The organism is Aeromonas sp. sif0611 (assembly GCF_019218845.1).
GTDB lineage: Bacteria > Pseudomonadota > Gammaproteobacteria > Enterobacterales > Aeromonadaceae > Aeromonas > Aeromonas media.
The window spans coordinates 206,314-228,971 of record NZ_JAHUWU010000001.1 but is presented as its reverse complement, the minus strand read 5'-3'; the positions used below and the strand labels follow the sequence as shown (position 1 = coordinate 228,971).

Here is a 22,658-nt window from a genome sequence, read left to right as displayed (position 1 = left end):
TTTAGAAATCTTGTTGATGGCAATCAGTTCCATCCCCAAGTGCCTGATTTATTTGGGCTCGCATTGATAACTCGTCAACCTGGTCAGGACCGGAAGGTAGCAGCCAAGGCGGGGGACTCGAGTGCCGGGATGTGGCTGGTAGGGCCACCACCTGTTTATGCAATTCAATAAGTTAGCCTCCAATACCCCCTTCAGACCTCTTGGTAATCCACTTTGTGTGGACAAGAAGATGCTCGCCATCTGCCCCGCATTCCTTCTCTGTGTGCTTTTCGTTTCCTCTTCGCCTTGTTGTGATCCTGTTTTCTTCTCTTGGCAGTTGGCATTCGTCTGCGATGCCACCATGGCGTCTGGCCATCGCCGGTATGCCCGTTGTTTGAGGCGTTGTCGGATAACCCCGGCTCCTTGGTCTGTGGTTCTGAACCTGGCGGCGTGAGGTCGGCGCAATGCGTCCTGCTGGCATGCCACCGGGCCCGCGTATGGCGGGCCCGGTGGGGGTGTCACTCAAGGGGGATGGCGGCAACCTGGCGCTTGAAGGGGGTGGGCTTGTTGGCCTTGCGGTGTTCCGAGACCAGGATCAGCAGGCGCTGCAGGCCGATGAAGCAAAACAGCAGCAGGCCTATGATGATCTTGGTCCACCAGGAGCTGAGGGTGCCGTCGAAGTTGATGTAGGTCTGGATCAACCCCTGTATCAGCACCCCGAACAGGGAGCCGAAGACGGTGCCCACCCCGCCGCTCAACAGGGTGCCGCCGATGACCACGGCGGCGATGGCATCGAGTTCCACCCCGACGGCGGCGAGCGGGTAGCCCGCCGAGGTGTAGAGCGCGAACACGATGCCGGCCAGGGTCGCCAGGGTGGTGGAGAGCAGGTAGATGCGGATGGTGGTGTGGCGTACCGAGATCCCCATCAGGGCTGCCGAGGTGGCGTTGCCGCCGATGGCATAGACGTTGTTGCCAAAGCGGGTGCGGTTGGCGAGCAGGATGCCAAACACCACCACCGCCAGCATGATGAGGGCCAGCAGGCTGAGGCGCCCGCCCCCCGGCACCTTCCACGACAGGCTCGACAGGTAGGTGAAGGTGGGGTGATCGATGGGCAGGGACTGCTCCGAGATGAGGAAGCTGGCCCCCCGCAGGAAGAACATGCCCGCCAGGGTGATGATGAAGGCGGGGATCTTCAGGGTGTCGATGAGCCAGCCCATCAGGGCGCCGAAGCCTGCTCCCAGCACCAGCACCAGGGGGATGGCCAGCATGGGGCTGACCCCCAGATCCCCGATGAGCTTGGCCAGCAGCACGCCGGTGAAGGCGATGACGGCCCCCACCGACAGATCGATGCCCCCCGAGAGGATGACGAAGGTCATGCCCACCGCCACTATGCCGAGAAACGCATTGTCCGTCAGTATGTTGCAGATGATGCGGGTGGACATGAAGGCGGGGAAGGAGGCCAGGCAGAGCAGATAGCCCAGCACGAAGACCATGATGGTCACCATCAGGGGCAGGTTGCGTTTAAACATGGCGAGTCCCTCGCTGGAACAGGTGGTTGAGGGCCGGTGACTGCATGACCAGCACCGCCAGCACCACCATGGCCTTGACGATCTGGTTCCACTGGGGCTGGTAGCCGGAGAGCAGGATCCCGGTGTTCACTCCCTGGATGATCAGGATGCCGACCAGAGAGAGGGCGAGGTTGAAGCGCCCGCCCATCAGGGAGGTGCCCCCTATCACCACCGCCAGGATGGCGTCCATCTCCAGCCAGAGCCCGGCGTTGTTGGCATCGGCCCCGCGGATGTCGGCGGCGACTATCATGCCGGCGACGGCGGCCATCATGCCGCTCAGCAGGTAGGTGGCGATCACCACCATGGGGGTGTTGAGCCCGGCGTTCTTGGCGGCCCTGATGTTGATCCCCACCGCCTCGATGAAGAGGCCGAGGGCGGTGCGCTTGGTCAGCAGCCAGAGCAGCAGTGCCATCCCCAGAGTGATGATGACGGGGGTGGGCAGATAGAAGAGCGCGCCGCTGCCGATCCAGGCGAGGGCCTCGTTGTTGAAGGTGATGATCTGCCCCTCGGTGATGAGCTGGGCGATGCCCCGGCCCGCCACCATGAGGATCAGGGTCGCGACGATGGGCTGGATCTTGAACACCGCTACCAGCAAGCCGTTCCAGAGGCCGCACAGCAAGCCCACTCCGATGACGGAGGCGACGATGACCGGCAGGCTGTGACCGCCGGTGGCCAGGCTGGCCATGGTGGCCCCGCTGATGGCCATCACGGCGCCGACCGACAGATCGATGCCGCCGGTGGCGATCACCAGCGTCATGCCGAGGGCGAGCAGGGCCACCGGGGCGCAGCGGTTGAGGATGTCGATCAGGCTGCCAAACAGCCGGCCATCCTGAATGTGGATGGCGAAGAAGTTGTCGGCGACCAGGGCATTGATGAGCAGCACGCAGAGCAGGGCGGCGCACTGGGCCGAGCCCGTGGGCAGCGCTCTGCGGGGGCGCGCCGGCCCGCCAGGGAGGGGGAGAGTGGATGACGTCATATCAGGCCTCGCATGCAATGGCGTTCATGATGGCAGGGACGCTGAGGGCGTCCGTCGCAAGCTCTGCCACCTGTTTCCTGTCGCGCAGGACGATCACCCGGTCGGCATAACCCACCAGCTCCTCGAGCTCCGAGGAGATGACCAGCAGGGCCAGCCCGTTGGCGCAAAGGGATTCGATGAGCCGGATGATCTCGGCGTGGGCTCCCACATCGATGCCCCGGGTTGGCTCGTCCAGGATCAGGAACTGCGGCTTGGTCAGCAGCCAGCGGGCCAGCAACACCTTCTGCTGGTTACCCCCTGACAGGAACTGGATGGGCTGCTCCGGCCCCGGGGTCTTGATCGCCAGCTGCTCGATAAGGCGGGCGGCGATCTCGTCCTGCTCCTTGCGGGGCAGAGGGCGCAGCCAGCCCCGCTGGGCTTGCAGGGCAAGTACCATGTTCTCGCGCACCGAGGCCGAGGCGATGATGCCGGCGTTCTTGCGGTCCTCCGGGCAAAAGCCAAAGCCATGGGCGGCGGCCTGACGCGCACTGCGGATGGTCACCGGCTTGCCCCGCACCCGACACTCGCCGCCATCCCTTGCCACTATACCGAACATCAGCTCGGCGGTTTCGGTGCGACCCGACCCGAGCAGGCCGGCGAGACCCACTATCTCCCCAGGCATGACGTCGAGACTGAACGGGGCGATGACCCCGCGCTTGCCATAGTCCCTGAACGACACCATGGGCTGATTGCTGCGCAGCGTCTTGCCGGCCCGCTTGAGGGCATTGTCGTCCAGCTCGCGCCCCAGCATCATCTTGACCAGATCCAGTTGCGGCAGCGCGGCGGTATCGCGGGTACCGACCAGCTCGCCGTTGCGCAGCACAGTGATGCGATCGCTGATGGCGTAGACCTGATCGAGAAAATGGGTGATGAAGATGAGGCTCACCCCCTGGTCCCTCAGGTTCCCCATCAGGGAGAAGAGCATCTGCACCTCGCTGGCATCCAGACTCGCGGTGGGTTCATCGAGGATCAGGATCCTGGCGGACAGGGAGATGGCCCGGGCAATGGCCACTATCTGCTGCATGGCGACCGAATGGTGACCCAGGGGCAGTGTGACATCCATCTCGAAGCCGTATCCCGTCATGATGGCCTGGGCCTGCCGGGTCATGGCGGCTCGATCGATGAGGCCGAAGCGGCGGGGTTCGTGGCCGATGAAGAGGTTGTCAGCCACCGACATGTTCGGCAGCAGGTTGACCTCCTGATAGACGGTGCCTATCCCCAGGCGCTGGGCATGGGCGGTATCTGTCGGGGAGATGGGGACGCCATCGAGTTCGATACGGCCCCCGTCGGGCTGATAGACGCCGGTGAGGGTCTTGACCAGGGTGGATTTGCCGGCACCGTTCTCGCCGAGCAGCGCCATGATCTCTCCCCGACGTAGGGAGAAGTCCACCTGGTGCAGGGCACGCACCCCGGGAAAGGTCTTGCAGATCCCGCGGGCGTTCAACAGGACATCCTGATTGTTCTGTGACATGAAAATAGGCTCTCCGATATAACGCGCCATATCGCAACGTTGCCGATATGGCGTGTTATTTAACAGGCTGGCTCAGAGGGCGAGCGGCATTAATAACCCATGTCTTTTTTCAGCTCGAGCTGAGCCTCGGCACTTTCTGGCTCGAACAGAATAGACTCCGTCTTGATAAGTTTGGGGGGCTGGGTGCCATCTTTCTTATACGCCAGCAGGGCATCGAAGGCGGGGCCTGCCATATTCGGCGTCAATTCCACCGAGGCATTGGCTTCACCGGCCATCATCGCCTTGAAAATATCCGGCACACCATCGATGGAGATGATCTTGATATCCGTGCCCGGTTTCAGACCGGCTTCTTTAATAGCCTGAATGGCACCGATGGCCATGTCGTCGTTGTGGGCGTAGACGGCGCAAATATTCTTGCCGTTATTCTCCGCCTTGATGAAGCTCTCCATCACCTCCTTGCCCTTGCTGCGGGTAAAGTCCCCTGACTGGGTGCGGATGATCTTGATGGTGGGCACGGCCGCGACCGTATCGAGGAAGCCTTTCTTGCGATCCAGCGCCACGCTGGCCCCCACTGTGCCTTGCAATTCCACCACATTGCAGGCCTTGCCATCCTGCTGCTTGATGAGCCACTGGGCCGCCACGGCCCCTTCGTGGACGCTGTCTGCGGCGACCCCCGTCATGAAGAGGGCGTCATCTTTCACCGTGATATTGCGATCCAGCAGGAACACCGGGATCTCTGCCTCTTTTGCCTCCTGCAATACCGGATCCCAGCCGGTCTGTACCACGGGGGCAATAAAGATGGCATCGACGCCCTGGGCAATGAAGGAGCGAATGGCCTTGATCTGGTTCTCCTGTTTCTGCTGGGCATCGGCAATTTTCAGGGTGATGCCGCGTTTTTGTGCTTCGCTCTTGGCGACCGAGGTTTCCGCCGCCCGCCAGCCGGATTCAGAACCTATCTGGGAGAAGCCCACCGTCATCTCGGCAGAATATGCAGAGGCAGAGAGAATAAGGGTGCTGATAATGCCCGCCAGTTTCACTTTTTTATACATGTGACACTCCTTTGTGATGCATGGTGAAATAAACCAAAGCGACTCTGGTTTAATGGTACGGGTCAAGCGTATAGGCTCTTGGGTTTAACGACGGGAGATGGCTCACAGAAAATTTTCAGCAGCATGATGCTTCATACAAACAGCAGACAAGTTCATATATCAGGCAAGGGCTGCGTTGATTTATCTGCATATTTATTTCAGCAACCATTGTGTCCAGAGTCGGCGTTCACAGGTATGCACAATAGGGAAAGGACCCGACGGTGCGCCGGGTTGACGCGCGCAGCCCATGTACCCCGCAACGGGTGCACGGGGAAGAGGAGCAAGGGGCCTGGCCCCCGGCGGTGAGGCGGTGCCCTTGTCTCAGGGGCGCACCGCCGCCAGCAGGTAATCCACGAAGGCCCGCACCCGGGCAGAGAGGTGGCGGTGCTGGGGATAGAGGGCGTAGAAGGGGCGGGATCGCCCCGCAAAAGGCGCCATGACTTCCACCAGCTTGCCTTGGCGGAGCGCCTCTGCCGCCACGAAATGGTAGATCTGGAACAGACCCCCGCCAGCCACCGCCCAGCCAAGACCCGCCAGTACATCCTCCAGTACCCGCTGCCGACTGTGGACACTGACCTCGATGGGCAGCCCCTTCTCATCGATGAAGCTCCAGGGGAAGGGGCGCCCCGTGCTGGGGGTGATGAACTGGATCAGATCATGCTGGTGCAGTGCGGCCAGGGAGGTCGGTGGCGGGCGGCGAGCGGCATAGGCGGGAGAGCAGAAGACCCCGACGCTGGCCTCCTCCAGCTTGCGGGCGATCACCCGGGAGTCGCGCGGTTCACCCAGACGAATGGCAAGATCGTAACCGTCCTCCACGAAGTCGATGTTTCTGTTTGAGACATTGAGCTCCAGCTCGATCTCGGGATAGGCGGCCATGAAGCCCGGCAGCAGGGGCACCAGGCGATGGTGGGCATAGACGGTGCCCACGCTGACTCGCAGCAGCCCCTTGGGGTGACGCTGGCGGCCGGTGAGGGCCCGCTCGGCCTCGGCAATCTGATCGAGGGCCTGCTGGCATTGCGCCCGATACAGCTCACCGTCCTGGGTGAGGCGCACGCTGCGGGTGGTGCGATTGAAGAGTTTGACGCCGAGCCTGGCTTCGATGCGCTGGATGGAGCGGCTCACCGAGGCCGGCGTCACTCCCAGCACCTGCGCCGTGGCGGTGAAGCTGCCAAGCTCGGCCGCCTTGCAAAAGAGCTCTATGCTGCCGAGCTGAACGGGGTCGAAGGCACGGGACATATGTTCATCCATGTAAATAAACAAGTTCAATGGCGTCAGTTTATTCGCCACAAGGTAATCAGTAAATTCTTCATCCAGCGCGGCACCCTTGCCGTTTGAGTGATCACCGTCCATTCCAAGGAGTATCAAGATGAAGAACACCCTCAAGGTCCTGTTGGCGTCACTGCTGCTGGCAACCTCGGCCGCGGCGAGTGCGGCGCCCAGGGGAGAGGTCCTGGTCCTGCTCTCGAGCGAGACCACATTGCCGCTCAAAGCGGGCAAGACAATGACGTCCGGTTATTACCTCAATGAGCTCGGAGTGCCCGCCGCCGCCCTGCTGGACGCGGGCTATGACCTGACTCTGGTGACCCCGAAAGGAAACAGGCCCCAGGCCGACAAGAGTTCCATCGACCCCCAATACTTCGCTGGCAACCAGCAGGAGATGGGACGCATCGCATCTGTGGTGGACGGCCTGCTCACCCCCGGCAAGGTGAAATCCCTGAAGGAGGTGTTGCAAGCTGGTCCCGAGCGCTATGCCGGCCTGTTCATCCCCGGCGGCCACGCCCCTCTCATCGATCTCGCCACGGATCCCGAGGTGGGCACCCTGCTGCGCCACTTCCATGAAAGTCAGAAGCCCACGGCAGCCATCTGCCACGGCCCCATCGCGCTGCTGGCGGCGCAGGGGGATCCGGCCGGGTTCGAGCAGTCGGTCATCGCAGGCAAGGCGGACGGCGCCAAGGAGTGGATCTACGACGGTTACAAGATGACCATCTTCTCCGACGAGGAAGAGGCGGTGTTCGAAGGCTCGCTCAAGGGCGACAAGCTGCGCTACTACCCGGCGCAGGCCATGGCCCGGGCGGGTGGCAAGATGCAGTTCGTCGCCCCCTGGCAGCCCGGTGTGGTGATCGATCGCGAACTCATCACAGGTCAGAATCCCTTCTCCGATCACGCCCTGGCGAGCGCCTTTATTGCGGCGTTGGACAAGCAGCAAGGGGCGCGCTGACGCCAGGGGAGGCGTCAGGTTCTCGATCTCTATATTCAGGCAGCCCCGGGTGGGCTGCCTTTTCATGCTCCGGCTTCGGCGAGAAACGCCTTCATGGCGGGGGTGACGCTGTGCTTGCGGGTGATGAAGGCGATGGTGCCGGCGCTCGCATCGCTCAAGGGGTGGCAGGGCAGCCTGAAGAGTTGCTGGGCGGTGGCGGCGATACCGGCACTGACCACGGCGCAGCCCAGCCCGTGGCTCACCCCGTTGGCCAGGTGGAACAAAGAGTCTGTCTCCAGCACCACCCGCAGGCTGAGCTGCTGGCGGGCGGCGGCCTCGTCGAAATAGCGGCGAAACTGCATGGTGGCGCTCGGCAGGATCAGGGGCAGATCCTGCAAGTCCGCCAGCCTCAGGGGCTGGCTCGGGGAGAGGTGCGGGGGCAGGGGCCCCAGCAGCGCCATGGGGTTGGGGTGGCGCAACTGCACTTCGAGGGCGCGGCGCTGATGCTCGGTGAGCAGCTCGTCAAAGCCGAGGCCGATGTCGGTCTGGTGCAGATCCAGCTGCTCGAGCAGGGTGCCGTGGGTCATCACCGACAGGCGCAGGCGGACGTTGGGAAAGGCGTCGTTGAAGCGCTTGAGCAGCGGCATGATGTCGATGCTCGACTGGGGCACCATGCCGATGCGCAGGGTGCCAGATAGCGCGCCACCAAACAGGCTCAGCTCCTGGCGCATGGCGTCCTGCTCCAGCAACATGCGCTCGGCGTGGCGCAGCACCACTTCCCCCGCCTGGGTCAGCGCCACGAACTGGCTGTTGCGCACCACCAGCTCGGTGCCGAGGGATTTCTCCAGCGCCGTGATGCTGGCGGACAGGGTCGGCTGGGTGATGAAGCAGGCCTTGGCCGCCTTGGCGAAGTGACGGTGCTGGGCCAGCTCGTAGAAATAGTGCAACTGCTTGATGTTCATCGAAGAAGGGGCTTGGCATGGAGGATGGTCGACAAAGTTAATCAATCGACATCGCCATAGCAATAGAGGTTATCTATCGGTGAATAGATTTGTTTCATTGGTTTTGGGGGAACGACTTATCTAAACTTGAGGCCCGAATACAGCTTATAAGCGTCTCGCATGAACCCTTTCAATTCACGGTTGCCCAGGCTGGATGAGCTGGTGGAAGAGGTGGCCGTGTCCGTCAACATCAATGGCATCAACCACGCCGTCATGATGGCCACCCCGGACGATCTCGACGACTTCGCCATCGGCTTCCTGTTTGGCGAGGGGATCATAGGGGGCAACCACGATGTGCACGACATCCAGAGCACCCCGTCGGAGCAGGGGGTGGTGCTCGACATCACCATCGCCAACCGCTGTCTGGCGGCGCTGGGGAGACGCAAGCGCCGCCTGGCCGGGGCGAGCGGCTGCGGCATCTGCGGAGTGGAGGCCATCGAGCATGCGCTGCCCGAGCTCACCCCCCTGACCCCGGGCGCCCCCCTGGATCCCGCGCGTTTGCGGGACTTGCGCGAGCGCATCGCCCCCTGGCAGAACAAGGCCCGCCAGAGCGGCGCGCTCCATGCAGCCCTGGCGCTGGATGATCGCGGTGAGATCCTGGCCTGCCGGGAAGACATAGGCCGTCACAACGCCCTGGACAAGCTTATCGGCATGCAACTGCGCCAGCCCGTGCAGGCCGCCACCCTGATCATCACCAGCCGCTGCGGCAGCGAACTCATTCACAAGGCGGTGCAATTTGGCGCCGCCCACCTCATCAGCCTTGCGTCTCCCAGCCAGCTCGCGGTGCGACTGGCCCTGAAATACAACCTGACCCTCATTCATGTGCCCAGATCCGATGCCCCGGTCTGCTATGCCAGCCCCCGCGCCCTGGATCACGTTGGAGAACCCCATGTCCCGTCATATTGAAAAACCGGCCAAGGCCGGCGGCTTTTCCTCCCTGCAGTCCACCTTCAAGCAGGTGCTGCAGAGCCAGAAGACCCGGCAGAACATCAAGAACCTGCTGCGGGTCAACCAGACCGACGGCTTCGACTGCCCGGGCTGCGCCTGGGGTGACAACAAGCAGGGGGCCTTCCAGTTCTGCGAGAACGGCGCCAAGGCGGTGGCCTGGGAGTCCACCGGCAAGACGGTGGGGGCAGACTTCTTTGCCGAGCATTCGGTGCGCCGCCTCGCCACCCAGAGCGACTACTGGCTCGAATACCAGGGGCGCCTGACCGAGCCCCTGCGCTACAACCCGGCCACGGATCACTACGAGCCGATAAGCTGGGACCAGGCCTTTGCCCTCATCGCAGACAAGCTGAGCAGCCTGGCCAGCCCCGACGAGGTGGAGTTCTACACCTCGGGACGCGCCAGCAACGAGGCCTCCTACCTCTATCAGCTGTTTGGCCGCCTCTATGGCACCAACAACTTCCCGGACTGCTCCAACATGTGCCACGAGGCGAGCGGGGTGGGGCTCATCCAGTCCGTCGGGATTGGCAAGGGCACCGTGGTACTCGATGACTTCGACGCCGCCAAAGCCATCTTCGTCTTCGGCCAGAACCCGGGCACCAACCACCCGCGCATGATGAACGCCCTGCGCAAGGCGGCGCGCCAGGGGTGCCAGATAGTCACCTTCAACAACTTGAAAGAGGTGGCCCTCGAGCGCTTCGCGAGCCCCCAGAGCCCAGCGGAGCTGTTGACCCCGGCGGCCACCCGCATCAGTCACCAGTACCTCACGCCAAAGCTTGGTGGCGACATGGCGGCCATTCGCGGCATGGCGAAATACATCCTGGAGGAGCAGGGGGATCGCATCGATCTCGCCTTCATCGAGCAGCACACGGCGCACTTTGACGACTACCTGGCGCAGGTGAAGGCCACGGAGTGGGCGCAGATCGAGGCGCAATCCGGGCTCGGTCGCGAGGAGATCACCCGGGCGGCGCAGATCTTCGCACAGAGCGAGAGTGTGATCAGCTGCTGGGCCATGGGGATCACCCAGCACAAGCACTCGGTCGACACCATTCGCGAGATCGTCAACCTGCACCTGATGTGCGGCCAGATTGGCAAGCCGGGAGCCGGCCTCTGCCCGGTGCGCGGGCACAGCAACGTGCAGGGCAACCGCACCATGGGGATCAACGAAAAACCCAGCGCCGCCTTTATCGACCGGCTGGAGCGCCGCTTCCCGGTGGGCCTCAAGCGCACGCCGGGGCACAACGTCTACGAGGCCCTCAAGGCCCTCCATGGCGGCAAGAGCAAGGTGCTCATCTGCCTTGGGGGCAACCTGGCGGCCGCGGCGCCGGACACCGACTTCACCTATGAGGCGATGCGAAGGAGCGAGCTCAACGTGCAGATCAGCACCAAGCTCAACCGCAGCCACCTCATGGTCTCCAAGGATGCCCTGATCCTGCCCTGCCTCGGCCGCACCGAGCTCGACACCCAGCGCGCCGGGGTGCAGAAGATCACCGTGGAAGACACCTTCAGCATGGTGCACGCCTCCACCGGCATGAACGAGCCGGTCTCGCCGCTCTGTCTCTCCGAGATCGACATAGTCGCGCGCATGGCCGAGGCGACCCTCGGCAGCGATCGGGTGGACTGGTTTGCTCTGCGGGACGATTACGCCCTGCTGCGCAACCTCATCGCCGAGACCATCTCCGGCTTTGACGACTTCAACCGCCGCATCGAGGAGCCTTGCGGCTTCCACCTGGAGAACAGTGCCGCCCTGCTGCGCTGGAATACCGCGAGCGGGCGCGCCGAGTTTCGGGCGAGCCGGTTGCCGGATTCCATCCTGCCCGAGTGCACCAGCCACGCGGAGCAGATGCAGGATCAGCCCGTGCTGCTGCTCCAGAGCCTGCGCTCCCACGATCAGTACAACACCACCATCTACGGCATGGACGACCGCTACCGCGGCATCAAGGGGCGGCGCAACGTGGTCTTCATGAACGAGGAGGATGCCCGCCGCCTGGGGCTGGCCGAGGAGCAGCAGGTGGACATGACCGCCATCTGCAACGACGGGCGCGAGCGGGTGGTGCGGGGCTTTAGCGTCATCTTCTACGAGATCCCCAGGGGCAACATCGCCGCCTACTACCCGGAGACCAACCCCCTTGTGGCCATAGAGAGCATAGGGGAGGGCTCCTTCACCCCCACCTCCAAGTCGGTGCCGGTGCTGGTGACTCCAAGCCAGGCACAGGCCGCCAGCCTCGCCGTCAATCTGTAAGCGACTACGCCGACCCCCTGCCCAGGCAGGGGTTTTTTCATGTCCGGTATTCGCCCGGCGCCATCCTTTGGCGAAGCTGTACGGCGATTGTATGGCGCACCATCTTGCGGTGGCTGGGGGCGGGGGATGCCGCTATGCTGCGGCCCTCTCCCGGCCCCGCGATGCAAGGTGGCGGCCGGCAACCTGAACCTCGACGCGCCTGCCGGGCAGGGTGGCCTCGCGCTGCCGGTTTGCCGTGCGCGATCCTGTGCGGATATCACACATGCGCAATGCAATTTCCCCCCTGATGGCCGGCCTGGTCCTCACCCTGGCGGCCAGCCCCGCGATGGCGGCGGATCCCGCCGGTGTAGAGACGCAAACGCGTCAGGACGACAGCGAGGCGAAGGGAGCGGCCAAGCAGGGCGAGCGTTCTCCCTGGCTGTTCGTGCCCTTGTTGAGCTCCAGCCCCAAGCTGGACACGGCGGCAGGCATGATGGTGGGTTACCTGCACCAGTTCGATGAAGGCTCGCGCCCGTCGCTGTTTACCCTGTCCGGCAAGTACACCACCTCGGAATCCCTCATCACCAGCGCCTTTGCCAAGACGTCGTTCGGCGCGGATCACCACCGCATCGTCGGTGGCGTCATTCTTGGTGACATCAACAACAGCTACGAGGATTACCTCGGCACCGGCCATGCCCTCGAGACCAACGACAACTTCCGCTCCGCCTTCCTGCGTTACCTCTATCGGGTGGAGGGGGACTGGTTCGTCGGCGGCATGGCGGCGTACTCCAACTACGAGATACAGGGACAGGATCTGCAATCGGATCAGATCCTCGATGAGCTGGGGCTGGAGGGCTTCACCTCGGGGGGGTTGGGACTGGTGGTACAGCACGACTCCCGGGACTGCGACTTCAGTGCGACCCGGGGCTGGTACCTCAACGTCAACAACCTGGCCTACCGGGAAGGACTGGGGGGAGAAGCGGATTTTGACATCTACCGGGTCGACTACCGGGGCTACTGGAGTCACGGGGATGGCCATGTGCTCGCCTGGCGCAATCGCAACCAGTTCTCCCACAACGCACCGAGCGGCTCCTATTCCCCCATCTACCTGCGTGGCTACACCCCTGGGGAGTATCTGGGCCAGCACATGTCGGCGGTGGAGGTGGAGGAGCGCTACAAGCTTGCCGAACGCTGGACCCTCACAGCCTTCGCCGGGGTAGCCTGCCTGTACGGCGATGCCGTGAACGGGGAGTCCCTCGACTGTGGCGACCGCGACAACGTCTACCCCGCCTGGGGGGCTGGGATCCAGTATCTGCTCAAGCCGGAGGCGGGCATAGTCGCCAACCTCGAGTATGCCATGGGCAAGGACGACAACGCGGGCATCTATCTGAAGATGGGCTACAGCTTCTGATGCGGGGCTGTGTCAGGCGCCGGCCACCACCACGCAGTTTCTGCCTCTGTGCTTGGCCTGATAGAGCGCCTTGTCCGCCTGCTTGAGCACGGCACCGAGATCGCTGGCATCTCCCGGCCAGTGGGCAACCCCGAGGGAGATGGTGATGCGTCCGGCCTGCCCCATCTCGTGGCTCTCCACCGTCATCCGCAGCCGCTCGGCGATCCGCTCTGCCTGTACCCCGGAGACCCCGGGCAGCAGTAACAGGAACTCCTCGCCACCGCTGCGGCACAGGGCGGCATCGGCGCGCAGGTCCTGCTGCATCAGGGTCGCCAGGGAGACGATGACGGCGTCCCCGACGTCGTGGCCGAAGTGGTCATTGATGGTCTTGAAGTGATCGATATCGAGGGCGATGACCGCCAATGGCAGGGACTGCGCCTGATAGTCGTCCAGCATCTGCTGCATCGCCCGCCGGTTGAAGAGGCCCGTCATGGGATCGGTGTGACTGTCGTTGTGCAGCTTGTCGATCTTGGTGTTGAGCAGCCCCAGCCCCTTGAGGATGGCCTGCTTGAGCTGGGCCGCCTCGAAGTACCAGGCGCGGATGCTGGAGATGTTGGAGGCCGCCTCCTGCTGATCCATCAACCTTGCCCGGTTGGCCAGTTGCCGCAGGGGGCGGGAGATGACGGTGGCCGAGAGCCAGATGATGAAGAGGATGAAGAGGGTGACCGGGATCATCCCCTTCAGGATGTCGAGCATCTGCTGATCCAGCCCGGCCAGGGTGGCGTTGCGGGGGCGTTGGGCCACCACCCCCCAGCCAGCCCCGGTCACGGGGGCGAAGCCCGCCAGCATCTCTGTTCCCCGTGTGTTGAGCACGGCTTGTGCCCCTTGCTTCCCTTGCAGTACCTCGTCCACCACCGCATTGTCACTTATCTTCTGGCCGATGCGTTTGGGGTCCGGGTGATAGATCAGGGTCTTCAGCCGGTCGACCACGTAGAGGTAGGAGCCATCCTGGTAGTAGTGCTGGCCCAGCAGGCTGGAAAGCACGCTGGCAGACTGCAGGTAGATGCTGCCGGCGACAAAGCCGAGAAAGCGCCTGTCCGCCGAAAACACCGGGTAGGAGAGGCTGATGAGGTAGTTGCCCGAGAGGGAAACGAGAGGGTCCGAGATGAGTGGCTGCTGGCTGGCGAGACTCTGGCGGGCGCTGCGGGAGGTGAGCTTGGCCCCCTTGATCTTCAAGGTCTCGGGGGAGACGGCGACGACGACGGACTCGGTGTTCACGACGGCTACCGAGTTGAAGGTGTTGGTACGCTCGCGCAGCTGGGCCACCTCCTGCTCCAATCCCTTGACGTCATTGGCCTGCAGCAGCGGCGCCAGCTGGGTGGCGCTGTAGGCAAGCTGCCCCTGGGCCGCGCTCAGCATGGTGTCGGCGGAGGCGGCGAGCTTGGCGGCATAGACACGGTTGGCCTCCAGGGTACTGTCGATCAGCAGTTGTCGCTGTGCCTGATGGATGGCGTAGAAGCTGTTGCCGAAGGTGGCCAGCACGCCGAGCACGGCCAGGGCCAGGATGAGGCGATGGAGATCAAACCTCAGCAGCCAGTGGGATAGCATTGGAGAAACGAGTCCTTGTCGGTTGGCGCCGAACGCCGGGGCCATGGTGCAATTTTACGGGGGCTGCCCGCTCAAAAGCTACCGTTAATGTGGTTCTCGAACGATTCTGTCCTGCGCAAGGCGCCGTCGCCGCGCTATGGCTCGCTACCGCCTTGATCAGCCAGGGCGGTGAGGGCGGGATCACCGAGCTCGGCTACCGTCTGCCAGAAGGGGGCGATGAGGGGGTTATCCCCTCCCGGCGGGCGAATGAGGCCGATGATCCAGCTCGCCTCGGCCTCCCTGAGGGGCAGGGTGATCACGTCCGGGTGCTCTATGGTGGTGGAGGAGGGCACCAGGGTCCAGGCGATGCCCGCCGCCGCGGTGGCGATGCCGGCGGCGAAGTCGTTGACGTACTGGATCTCCTGAAACCTCAGTCCGCTCTGTGCCAGGTAGTGCACGAACTGATCGTGGAAGGAGGGGGCCTTGTCCCGGCGCAGGATGGCGAGCGGCTTGTCCAGCAGATCCGAGAGCCCCGTCACCCCCTGGTAGCCGGCGGGCAGCACGGCGACGAAATGGGCGCGCACCACGGGCAGCACTGGCCAGCCCTTGGGGGCGGGCAGGCGGCAGAAGCCGAGATCCAGCCTGCCTTCACTGAGCGCCAGCAACTGGTGATGGGTGGAGAGATCGTTGAGCTCGATGCCGACCCCGGGGCGGGTGGCCCGAAAACGGGCGATGGCGGCGGGCACCAGCAGCTTGGTGGCGACCCCGAAGCCGATGCGCAGGGTGCCGCCATTGCCCGCCAGCACATCGCGGGCGGTGCGGCCGAGCTGCTCGCTCTGGGCCACCAGGGCGCAGGCATCCCCGTAGAGGGCGCGTCCCAGGGGGGTGAGCCGGGTACTGCTGGCGTTGCGCTCGAACAGCTCGCCGCCAAACGCCACTTCCAGTCGCCGGATCTGCTTGCTCAGGGCCGACTGGGTGATGTGCTGGCGCGCCGCCGCCTGACCGAAGTGCAAGACCTCCCCCAGGGTGACGAAGGCCTTCAGATCCCGCAACTCCATCACGACTCCTTCATTCCTGTCTGGAATATTGAATGGCAAAAATTGTCATTGGACGGAATTCTAGAACTGTTCGATGCTGATGCCAATTCGTTTTGACGCCCGCCAGTGCCCTCAGGGGGAGAGGCGGCACCATCCTCAAGCAGCAGGAGACAAGCCAGATGCACCATCCCAAGTTCAACGACTTCCCCGCGGATTTCCTCTGGGGCGCCGCCTCAGCCGCCTACCAGGTGGAAGGGGCCTGGAACGAAGACGGCAAGGGCCCCTCGGTGTGGGATCTCTTCACCAAGTTGCCGGGCAAGACCTTCGAGGGCAGCAACGGTGACGTGGCGGTGGATCACTACCACCGCGTGGAAGAGGATGTGGCGCTGATGGCCGAGATGGGGCTCAAGGCCTACCGCTTCTCGGTGAGCTGGCCGCGCATCTTCCCCAATGGGCGCGGTGAGGTGAACGAGGCGGGGCTCGCCTTCTACGAGCGGCTCATCGACGCCCTGCTGGCCCACGGCATAGAGCCTGTGCTGACCCTCTATCACTGGGACTTGCCCCAGGCCCTGCAGGACGAGTACGGCGGCTGGGAAGACAGGCGCATCATCGACGACTTCGAGCGCTACTGCGTGACTCTCTATCAGCGCTTCGCCGGCAAGGTGAAGTACTGGGTGTCCCTCAACGAGCAGAACTACAACCTGACCAACGCCTACCAGCTCGGCACCCATCCGCCCGCCGTGCAGGACAGGAAGCGCTTCTTCGCCGCCAACCACATCGCGTTTCTCGCCAACGCCCGGGTCATCAAGGCGTTCCGCCAGCATGTGCCAAACGGCCTGATTGGCCCGAGCTTTGCCTACTCCCCCGCCTATCCGGCCTCCTGCGCCCCGAGCGACATGCTGGCGTTTGAAAACGCCGAGGAGTTCACCAACCTCTGGTGGCTGGATGCCTACTGCTTCGGTCGCTACCCCCAGGCGGCGCTCGCCTACCTGAGAGAAACAGGCGAGGCCCCCGAGATACTGCCAGGGGATCTCGAACTGCTGCGCGAAGGCACCCCCGACTACATAGGCGTCAACTACTACTACACCCTGACCTTCACCGACAATCCCCTCGGCGGTCAGACCATGCAGCGCATCAACACCACGGGGCAGAAGGGCACCACGCCGTCGAGCGGCGTTCCCGGTCTCTACAGGACCACCCCCAACCCGCACCTGGAGACCAGCAACTGGGACTGGGCCATCGATCCCACCGGGATGCGCATCGCCCTGCGTCGCCTCTCGTCCCGCTACGGCCTGCCGCTGATGATCACCGAGAACGGCCTCGGCGAGTTCGACAAGCTGACCGCGGACGGCCGGGTGCAGGATGACTACCGCATCGCCTATCTGCACAGCCACCTCAAGGCCTGCCAGGAGGCGATGCAGGACGGGGTAGCGCTCATCGGCTACTGCGCCTGGTCCTTCACCGACATCCTGAGCTGGCTCAACGGCTATCAGAAGCGCTACGGCTTCGTCTATGTGGAGCGCGACGAACAGGGGGGATCGCTGCGCCGCATCAAGAAGGAGAGTTTCCACTGGTACAGCCAGGTGATCGCCTCCGGTGGCAAGACGCTGTAACGACCTGTTCTGGCTCCTAAAAATACAGAAGGCCCCTCGCGGGGCCTTTTTCATGGCTGGTGGGCAGCGTCGCAGTGGAAATGACGGTCTAGATAAACATGCCTCCCGAGGCCTCGATGCGCTGGGCGGTGAGCCAGCGGCAGTCATCGGAGAGCAGGGCGGCGATGGCACCGCCGATGTCGTCGGGCTGGCCGACCCGGCCGAGCGCTGTCTGGCTCGCGATAAAGGCGTTGACTCCCTTGTCGTCGCGCACCACGCCGCCGCCAAAGTCGGTCTCGATGGCGCCGGGGGCCAGCACGTTGACGGCGATGCCGCGGGGGCCCAGCTCCTTGGCCAGATAGTGGGTCAGCACCTCCACGCCCCCCTTCATGGCGGCATAGGCGGCATAACCCGGCATGGCGAAGCGGGTGAGGCCGGTGGAGAGGTTGATGATGCGCCCGCCATCACGAAGCAGCGGCAGCAGCTTCTGGGTCAGGAAGAAGGTCCCCTTGAGGTGGATGTTGAGCAGGGTATCGAACTGCTCCTCCGTGGTCTTCTCGAAGCTGGCACGAATGCCGATCCCGGCGTTGTTGACCAGATAGTCGAACTGCGACCGTTGCCACTCCCGAGTGAGCAGTTGTTTCACCTCCTCTGCGAAGGCGACAAAGGAGGCGCTTACCCCCACATCCAGCGCCAGGGCATGGGCCTGAACCCCGAGCGCCCTGGTCTCGGCCACCACGGCCGCCGCCTCGTCGGCCTGGCTGCGGTAGGTGATGATGAGATCCACCCCCTTGGCCGCGAGGGCGAGGGCGCTGTGTTTGCCGAGGCCACGACTGGCGCCGGTGATGAGGGCGATGGGTCTGGTCATGGTGTGACTCCTGTGGGTGACAAGGGCTCGGTACGAGCCGACCGGATCACTGTATTGTTCCTTTATTGCCGGATAAATAGCGTGATAATGAAATCACTGTTCCGTTTGAAGAGACAATCAGGTCATGGATCAACTGGATGCGATGAAATTGTTCGTGCGGGTCGCCGAACTCGAGAGCTTTACCCGCTGCGCCGAGCAGCTGGGCATCCCCAAGGCGACCCTCTCCGCCGCCATCCGCAGGCTGGAGGAGCGCATGGGCACCCGGCTCCTGCTGCGCACCACCCGGCGGGTGCAGCTCACCACGGATGGCCAGCTCTGCTACGCCAGGTGCCGGGATCTGCTGGCGGACATGGAGGAGTTTAACGGCCTGTTTCGCCAGGGGGGCCAGATTTCGGGGCAGTTGCGGGTAGATATGCCAAGCCGGATGGCACGCCATCTGGTGATCCCGGCGCTGCCCGCCTTCCTGGCGCAGCACCCCGACTTGCAGCTGATGCTGAGCAGCACGGACAGGCGAGTGGATCTGGTGCGCGACGGCTTCGACTGCGTGGTGCGGGTGGGAGCGCTGGAGCCCTCCAGCCTGGTGGCGCGGCCGCTCGGCCACTATCGCCAGATCAACTGCGCCAGCGCCGCCTATCTGGCCCGTCACGGGGTGCCGCAGACCCTGGCGGATCTGGCCGGGCACCGGCTGGTCCATTATGGCTCCGGGCAGGGGCGCAGCGAGCCGGGCTTCGAGTACCAGCTGGAGGATGGCAGCCGCGCCCTCTTGCCGATGGCGGGGGCCCTGATGGTCAACGACAGCGAGACCTACCTGGCGGCGGCGCTGGCGGGGCTTGGCATCATACAGATGCCGAGGGTGGGGGTGGAGGGGCTGCTTGGGCGCGGCGAGCTGGTGAGTCTGTTACCCCGGTGGCAGGCGCCGCCGCTGCCCATCCACGCCCTCTATGCCCATCGCCGCCAGCTGGCGCCCAGGGTCCAGCTTTTCATCCACTGGCTGGCCGAGCTGCTCGCCAGAACCCTGGTCGAGGGATCAGAGCCGGCTGCGCCTTGAGCGGTATTCGCTGGGGGAGAGGGCGAATGCCTCCTTGAAGAAGCGGGTGAAGCTGCTCTGGCTGGCAAACCCGAGGCGCCCGCCCACCTCCTGCACCTGCAGGGCTGGGTCTTGCAGCAGCCGGCAGGCCTCCTCACGTCTCACCTGCTCCAGCAGGGCCGAGAAGTGGCACCCCTCCTCGCGCAGGTGGCGGTTGAGGGTCCAGCGAGTCAGCCTGAGAGTCTCGCAGACCCCCGCCAGCAGGGTGGGGGAGTCGACGCTCTCCTGCCAGAGCCGCTGACGGATGAGCCCGAGCACCCGCTCCCTGTAGTGGCTGCTCGGACGCAACAGCCGCATCTGGCTGTCTAGCTCCCCCAGCAGCAGGGGTTGCAGGGGGCCGTTGCAGCCGCCGTGGGCGAGATCGAGCAAGGCCGCGGGGAAACGCAGCTCAAAGCGCTCTCCCCGTTGCAGCCGCTCTCCCAGCCAGGCCCCCAGCTCGCGCCACAGTCTGGGCCGCACCGGAGTGGGCAACACCAGCTGGCCCTGGCCGGGGTGGTAGAACTGCAGCAGGGCATAGAGGTGACCGAGATTGGCCAGGCTACTCATGGCGATCACGTCCGGGTGATCGGACTCCGAATGGTAACTGAGCCTTGCCTCTCCCTCTTCCTCCCGCAGCACTATCCGATCGCACTCGCCGATGAGGGGGCGGTAGGCGAGAAAGAAGTGCAGGGCCTGGCGCAGGGTGGCGGCGTTGCAGCAGAGGCTCGCCAGCGGCAGGTAGTCGGCAAAGAGCCCCGCGAGCGAGGGGGGCGACCACTTGTGGGACATGTCCAGATGGGGGGCGACCCGGGTCAGCAGCCGGAAGTGGCGCTGGGCATCGATCCGCCCCTGGGGGAGCAGCAGCTCTTCTCTGGCAATACCGGCTTCTTGCAGGAGCTGGGCCGGATCCCGGCCCTCTCTCTGCCAGTGGTTGAGGCAGTGCAGGGCTATCCGGTTGGAGACTGTCTTCACGGCGAAAATCCTTGTCGGCGGTGGCCCACCATCATCCGCCAACGGCCATGAATTGCCGTGAGCCAGGTTCGGCTTCATGTTTCAGAAATGTAACCAAGGGTAACCCTGCAACCCTTTTCACACTTTTCGAACTTGCTCCCAACCGGCAATTCCCTGCACCCGCAGGGCAAGTGAGGCGGGCCGATTTTGCATACAGTGGCCATTCCGACACACACAAGGACGATAACAATAATGAAACACCACTCGCTCTCCCGAACCCGCGTCGCCCTCAGCATAGGGGCCCTGCTGCTGGCAGGGTGCAATGACAACGACTCCACCCCCAAGCCGGCGCAGCCCACCCTGGGCCACCGCACCGTCAGCCTGATCGAGCAGGATGGCCTGCAATTCAAGGATCTCGATGGCAGCGGCACCCTGACACCTTATGAAGATTGGCGCCTCGGCGCCGCCGAGCGGGCCCGGGATCTGGTGGGCAGGCTCTCCCTGGCCCAGAAGGCGGGCCTGATGATGCACGGCACCCTGGTGCTGGACGCAGACGGGCGGGTCAACCTCACCGCCATGGACAAGATGTTGCGCGAGGATGGCGTCAATACCTACATCACTCGCATGGCGGGGGATCCGGCGGCCATCGCCGACGACAACAACCGGCTGCAGGCCCTGCTGGAAGGGGTGGGGCTCGGCATCCCCATGACGGTGAGCACGGATCCCCGCAACCACTTCACCCATGATCCCAACGCCACCAGCATAGGCGCCGGGGCCTTCTCCCAGTGGCCCGAGACCTTGGGGCTCGCCGCCATCGGCGATGCCGCCCTGGTGCAGCGATTTGGCGACATCGCCCGTCAGGAGTACAGGGCCGTCGGCATTCACGAGGCCCTCTCTCCCCAGGCGGATCTCGCGACCGAGCCGCGCTGGGGCCGCATCAACGGCACCTTCGGCGAGGACAACCTGCTCGCCAAATCCCTGGTCAAGGCCTACATCGAGGGCTTCCAGCAGGGGAGCGACGGCATAGGCCCGGAGAGCGTGGTCACCGTGGTCAAGCACTTCGCCGGGGCAGGTCCTCAGAAAAACGGCCTGGATGCCCACAACCCCTGGGGCAAGGAGCAGGTCTACCCGGGCGGCCAGTTTGCCTATCACCTGGTGCCCTTCGAGGGGGCCTTCGAGGCCAGGGTGGGGGCAGTGATGCCCTATTACGCCCTGCCCGAGGGGCTGACCTACGAAGGGCAGACCATCGAGGAGGTGGGCTTTGGCTTCAACCGCCAGATCCTCACCGACTTGCTGCGGGGCCACTTCAAGTTCGACGGCGTGGTGCTGAGCGACTGGGGCATCGTCAACGACTGCGACAGCCGCTGCGAGCAGGGGCTGACCCAGGATGAGGTGACGGCGGGCGTCAGCCCCTGGACAGTGCCCTTTGGCATGTCCTGGGGGGTGGAGAAGCTCACCAAGGCCGAACGCTATGCCAAGGCCATCGACGCCGGGGTGGATCAGTTCGGCGGCGTGGAAGATCCCGCTCCCTTGCTGGCGGCGGTGCAGAGCGGCCTGGTGACCGAGGCGGCCATCACCACCTCGGCCGAGCGGATCCTGGAACAGAAGTTCGCCCTGGGACTGTTCGAGAACCCCTATGTGGATACCCAGGCCGCGGTGGCCCTGGTGGGCAAGGCCGAGTTCCAGCAGGAGGCCCAAGCCGCCCAGGCGGCGTCCCATGTGTTGCTGAAGAACGAGGGATCCCTGCTGCCGCTCAAGGCGGACGGCAAGCGGGTCTACCTGCATAACGTCAATGCCGAGGTGGCCGCGGCTAACGGTTACACCGTAGTGACTGAGCTGGCCCAGGCCGATCTCGCCATAGTGCGGGTCAATGCCCCGGGTGAGCAGGATCCCCGTTTCCCGTTTGGCAGCATCCACTTCGGTCAGCTTGGTTTTGCCAGCGCCGATCAGGTGGTGCAGGAGACGGCCCACGAGGGGGTCTACCGCGGGGCGGACGAGTACGCCGCCATCCAGAACATCGCGCAGGCCGGGGTGCCCATGGTGCTCTCCGTCTATCTGGACAGGCCCGCCATCCTGACCGAGGTGGCACCGGCAGCCCAGGTGCTGCTCGCCAACTTCGGTGCCCTGGATCAGGCGCTGTTCGACGTCATCAGCGGCAAGGCCAAGGCCAGTGGCAAGCTGCCCTTCGAGCTGCCCTCCAGCTGGCAGGCGGTGCAAAACCAGCACCCGGACGTGGCGAAGGACTCCGCGAACCCGCTCTACCCCTATGGTGCCGGTCTGGCCTATTGAGGGCGAGCCCGACATCCATCATCAAGGCGCCTGCGGGCGCCTTTTCCATGGGGATCATCCATGGGGCATAGCTGATTGCCCTGCCCGGGACAGGCGCCGCATCCTTGAGCACCCCACGAGGGGAGGGGCATGGGTCCTTTTTCCGGTTGGAGGATCCCGAGGTTTTGATCCGCGCGATGGCGGGGGCTGCGGGAGAGCGGGTTGTCGCCGATATGCGCGGACTTCTGTTCGGTATCAATGGCCATTGACGGGAACATGTCGGCAATCAGTTCACTGAATACCCTAGCTAAAGGTGAGATACGTTCTCAACTGATCTTTGCCATTAATGTTAATGATGTAGTTAATGGGGTGCTATTTGCTCAAAAATGGCAGGCATATAACAAACATTTCAGA

Annotated in this window: 17 protein-coding genes and 1 other RNA gene; 8 read left to right on the top strand and 10 right to left on the bottom strand. The window is 64.0% G+C overall.

Annotated elements, in window-relative coordinates; all coding sequences use genetic code 11:
- The first annotated feature begins 50 nt into the window (after nt 1-50).
- Nucleotides 51-144, top strand: an RNA gene (gene ffs, locus KW824_RS01045) — signal recognition particle sRNA small type.
- A gap of 353 nt (nt 145-497) precedes the next feature.
- Here ffs and yjfF read toward each other — a convergent pair.
- From yjfF to KW824_RS01020, 5 genes are all read right to left on the bottom strand, one after another.
- Nucleotides 498-1,508, bottom strand: coding sequence for a galactofuranose ABC transporter, permease protein YjfF (gene yjfF, locus KW824_RS01040; protein WP_043129726.1), 1,011 nt, complete (start codon nt 1,506-1,508; stop codon nt 498-500).
- Nucleotides 1,501-2,523: a galactofuranose ABC transporter, ATP-binding protein YtfT gene (ytfT, locus tag KW824_RS01035; RefSeq protein WP_218408623.1), complete on the bottom strand. Its 1,023-nt coding sequence runs from the start codon at nt 2,521-2,523 to the stop codon at nt 1,501-1,503. The genes yjfF and ytfT overlap by 8 nt, the downstream gene beginning before the upstream one ends.
- 1 nt (nt 2,524) lies before the next feature.
- Nucleotides 2,525-4,033: a sugar ABC transporter ATP-binding protein gene (locus KW824_RS01030; protein ID WP_218408622.1), complete on the bottom strand. Its 1,509-nt coding sequence runs from the start codon at nt 4,031-4,033 to the stop codon at nt 2,525-2,527.
- Nucleotides 4,034-4,122: 89 nt separating this feature from the next.
- Nucleotides 4,123-5,082 carry a galactofuranose ABC transporter, galactofuranose-binding protein YtfQ gene (gene ytfQ / locus KW824_RS01025; protein ID WP_182785553.1) on the bottom strand — a complete coding sequence of 320 codons (960 nt, stop codon included), beginning with the start codon at nt 5,080-5,082 and terminating at the stop codon, nt 4,123-4,125.
- A gap of 360 nt (nt 5,083-5,442) precedes the next feature.
- Nucleotides 5,443-6,357, bottom strand: a complete 915-nt coding sequence (locus tag KW824_RS01020) for a LysR family transcriptional regulator (RefSeq protein ID WP_218408621.1) — start codon at nt 6,355-6,357, stop codon at nt 5,443-5,445.
- A 130-nt stretch (nt 6,358-6,487) separates the two neighbouring features.
- Between KW824_RS01020 and KW824_RS01015 the strand changes: the two genes are divergently transcribed.
- Nucleotides 6,488-7,339, top strand: a complete 852-nt coding sequence (locus KW824_RS01015) for a type 1 glutamine amidotransferase domain-containing protein (protein WP_218408620.1) — start codon at nt 6,488-6,490, stop codon at nt 7,337-7,339.
- A 62-nt stretch (nt 7,340-7,401) separates the two neighbouring features.
- On the opposite strand, the gene KW824_RS01010 is transcribed toward KW824_RS01015, so the two are convergent.
- Entirely contained in the window at nt 7,402-8,280 is an 879-nt protein-coding gene (locus tag KW824_RS01010) for a LysR family transcriptional regulator (protein ID WP_218408619.1), read from the bottom strand.
- Nucleotides 8,281-8,439: 159 nt separating this feature from the next.
- On the opposite strand from KW824_RS01010, the gene fdhD reads away from it, so the two are divergent.
- The 3 genes from fdhD to KW824_RS00995 all read left to right on the top strand — a co-directional run bounded on the left by fdhD (nt 8,440) and on the right by KW824_RS00995 (nt 12,896).
- On the top strand, nt 8,440-9,225 hold the full coding sequence (fdhD, locus tag KW824_RS01005; protein ID WP_218408618.1) for a formate dehydrogenase accessory sulfurtransferase FdhD: 786 nt from the start codon (nt 8,440-8,442) through the stop codon (nt 9,223-9,225).
- Nucleotides 9,209-11,506 (top strand): FdhF/YdeP family oxidoreductase, encoded by a 2,298-nt coding sequence (locus tag KW824_RS01000; RefSeq protein WP_218408617.1) that lies wholly within the window; start codon nt 9,209-9,211, stop codon nt 11,504-11,506. The genes fdhD and KW824_RS01000 overlap by 17 nt, the downstream gene beginning before the upstream one ends.
- 262 nt (nt 11,507-11,768) lie before the next feature.
- On the top strand, nt 11,769-12,896 hold the full coding sequence (locus KW824_RS00995) for a hypothetical protein (protein ID WP_256351214.1): 1,128 nt from the start codon (nt 11,769-11,771) through the stop codon (nt 12,894-12,896).
- A 12-nt stretch (nt 12,897-12,908) separates the two neighbouring features.
- Here the strand turns inward: KW824_RS00995 and KW824_RS00990 are convergent, their stop codons facing one another.
- Nucleotides 12,909-14,483, bottom strand: coding sequence for a sensor domain-containing diguanylate cyclase (locus KW824_RS00990; protein WP_218408616.1), 1,575 nt, complete (start codon nt 14,481-14,483; stop codon nt 12,909-12,911).
- Nucleotides 14,484-14,617: 134 nt separating this feature from the next.
- Nucleotides 14,618-15,520, bottom strand: a complete 903-nt coding sequence (locus KW824_RS00985) for a LysR family transcriptional regulator (protein WP_218408615.1) — start codon at nt 15,518-15,520, stop codon at nt 14,618-14,620.
- A 158-nt stretch (nt 15,521-15,678) separates the two neighbouring features.
- On the opposite strand from KW824_RS00985, the gene KW824_RS00980 reads away from it, so the two are divergent.
- On the top strand, nt 15,679-17,112 hold the full coding sequence (locus KW824_RS00980) for a glycoside hydrolase family 1 protein (protein ID WP_218408614.1): 1,434 nt from the start codon (nt 15,679-15,681) through the stop codon (nt 17,110-17,112).
- An 88-nt stretch (nt 17,113-17,200) separates the two neighbouring features.
- On the opposite strand, the gene KW824_RS00975 is transcribed toward KW824_RS00980, so the two are convergent.
- Entirely contained in the window at nt 17,201-17,959 is a 759-nt protein-coding gene (locus tag KW824_RS00975) for an SDR family NAD(P)-dependent oxidoreductase (protein ID WP_218408613.1), read from the bottom strand.
- Between the two features lie 124 nt (nt 17,960-18,083).
- On the opposite strand from KW824_RS00975, the gene KW824_RS00970 reads away from it, so the two are divergent.
- Complete coding sequence (locus KW824_RS00970) at nt 18,084-19,007, top strand: LysR family transcriptional regulator (RefSeq protein WP_218408612.1); 924 nt, start codon at nt 18,084-18,086, stop codon at nt 19,005-19,007.
- Here the strand turns inward: KW824_RS00970 and KW824_RS00965 are convergent.
- Nucleotides 18,987-19,997, bottom strand: coding sequence for an AraC family transcriptional regulator (locus KW824_RS00965; RefSeq protein ID WP_005332060.1), 1,011 nt, complete (start codon nt 19,995-19,997; stop codon nt 18,987-18,989). The genes KW824_RS00970 and KW824_RS00965 overlap by 21 nt on opposite strands.
- A 231-nt stretch (nt 19,998-20,228) precedes the next feature.
- On the opposite strand from KW824_RS00965, the gene KW824_RS00960 reads away from it, so the two are divergent.
- Nucleotides 20,229-22,265, top strand: a complete 2,037-nt coding sequence (locus KW824_RS00960) for a glycoside hydrolase family 3 protein (RefSeq protein WP_218408611.1) — start codon at nt 20,229-20,231, stop codon at nt 22,263-22,265.
- The last annotated feature ends 393 nt before the right edge of the window (nt 22,266-22,658 follow it).

Bases quoted from the DNA above. Each gene is read 5' to 3' on its own strand.
- yjfF (WP_043129726.1), bottom strand. From the start codon at position 1,508: ATGTTTAAACGCAACCTGCCCCTGATGGTGACCATCATGGTCTTCGTG.
- ytfT (WP_218408623.1), bottom strand. From the start codon at position 2,523: ATGACGTCATCCACTCTCCCCCTCCCTGGCGGGCCGGCGCGCCCCCGC.
- KW824_RS01030 (WP_218408622.1), bottom strand. From the start codon at position 4,033: ATGTCACAGAACAATCAGGATGTCCTGTTGAACGCCCGCGGGATCTGC.
- ytfQ (WP_182785553.1), bottom strand. From the start codon at position 5,082: ATGTATAAAAAAGTGAAACTGGCGGGCATTATCAGCACCCTTATTCTC.
- KW824_RS01020 (WP_218408621.1), bottom strand. From the start codon at position 6,357: ATGTCCCGTGCCTTCGACCCCGTTCAGCTCGGCAGCATAGAGCTCTTT.
- KW824_RS01015 (WP_218408620.1), top strand. From the start codon at position 6,488: ATGAAGAACACCCTCAAGGTCCTGTTGGCGTCACTGCTGCTGGCAACC.
- KW824_RS01010 (WP_218408619.1), bottom strand. From the start codon at position 8,280: ATGAACATCAAGCAGTTGCACTATTTCTACGAGCTGGCCCAGCACCGT.
- fdhD (WP_218408618.1), top strand. From the start codon at position 8,440: ATGAACCCTTTCAATTCACGGTTGCCCAGGCTGGATGAGCTGGTGGAA.
- KW824_RS01000 (WP_218408617.1), top strand. From the start codon at position 9,209: ATGTCCCGTCATATTGAAAAACCGGCCAAGGCCGGCGGCTTTTCCTCC.
- KW824_RS00995 (WP_256351214.1), top strand. From the start codon at position 11,769: ATGCGCAATGCAATTTCCCCCCTGATGGCCGGCCTGGTCCTCACCCTG.
- KW824_RS00990 (WP_218408616.1), bottom strand. From the start codon at position 14,483: ATGCTATCCCACTGGCTGCTGAGGTTTGATCTCCATCGCCTCATCCTG.
- KW824_RS00985 (WP_218408615.1), bottom strand. From the start codon at position 15,520: ATGGAGTTGCGGGATCTGAAGGCCTTCGTCACCCTGGGGGAGGTCTTG.
- KW824_RS00980 (WP_218408614.1), top strand. From the start codon at position 15,679: ATGCACCATCCCAAGTTCAACGACTTCCCCGCGGATTTCCTCTGGGGC.
- KW824_RS00975 (WP_218408613.1), bottom strand. From the start codon at position 17,959: ATGACCAGACCCATCGCCCTCATCACCGGCGCCAGTCGTGGCCTCGGC.
- KW824_RS00970 (WP_218408612.1), top strand. From the start codon at position 18,084: ATGGATCAACTGGATGCGATGAAATTGTTCGTGCGGGTCGCCGAACTC.
- KW824_RS00960 (WP_218408611.1), top strand. From the start codon at position 20,229: ATGAAACACCACTCGCTCTCCCGAACCCGCGTCGCCCTCAGCATAGGG.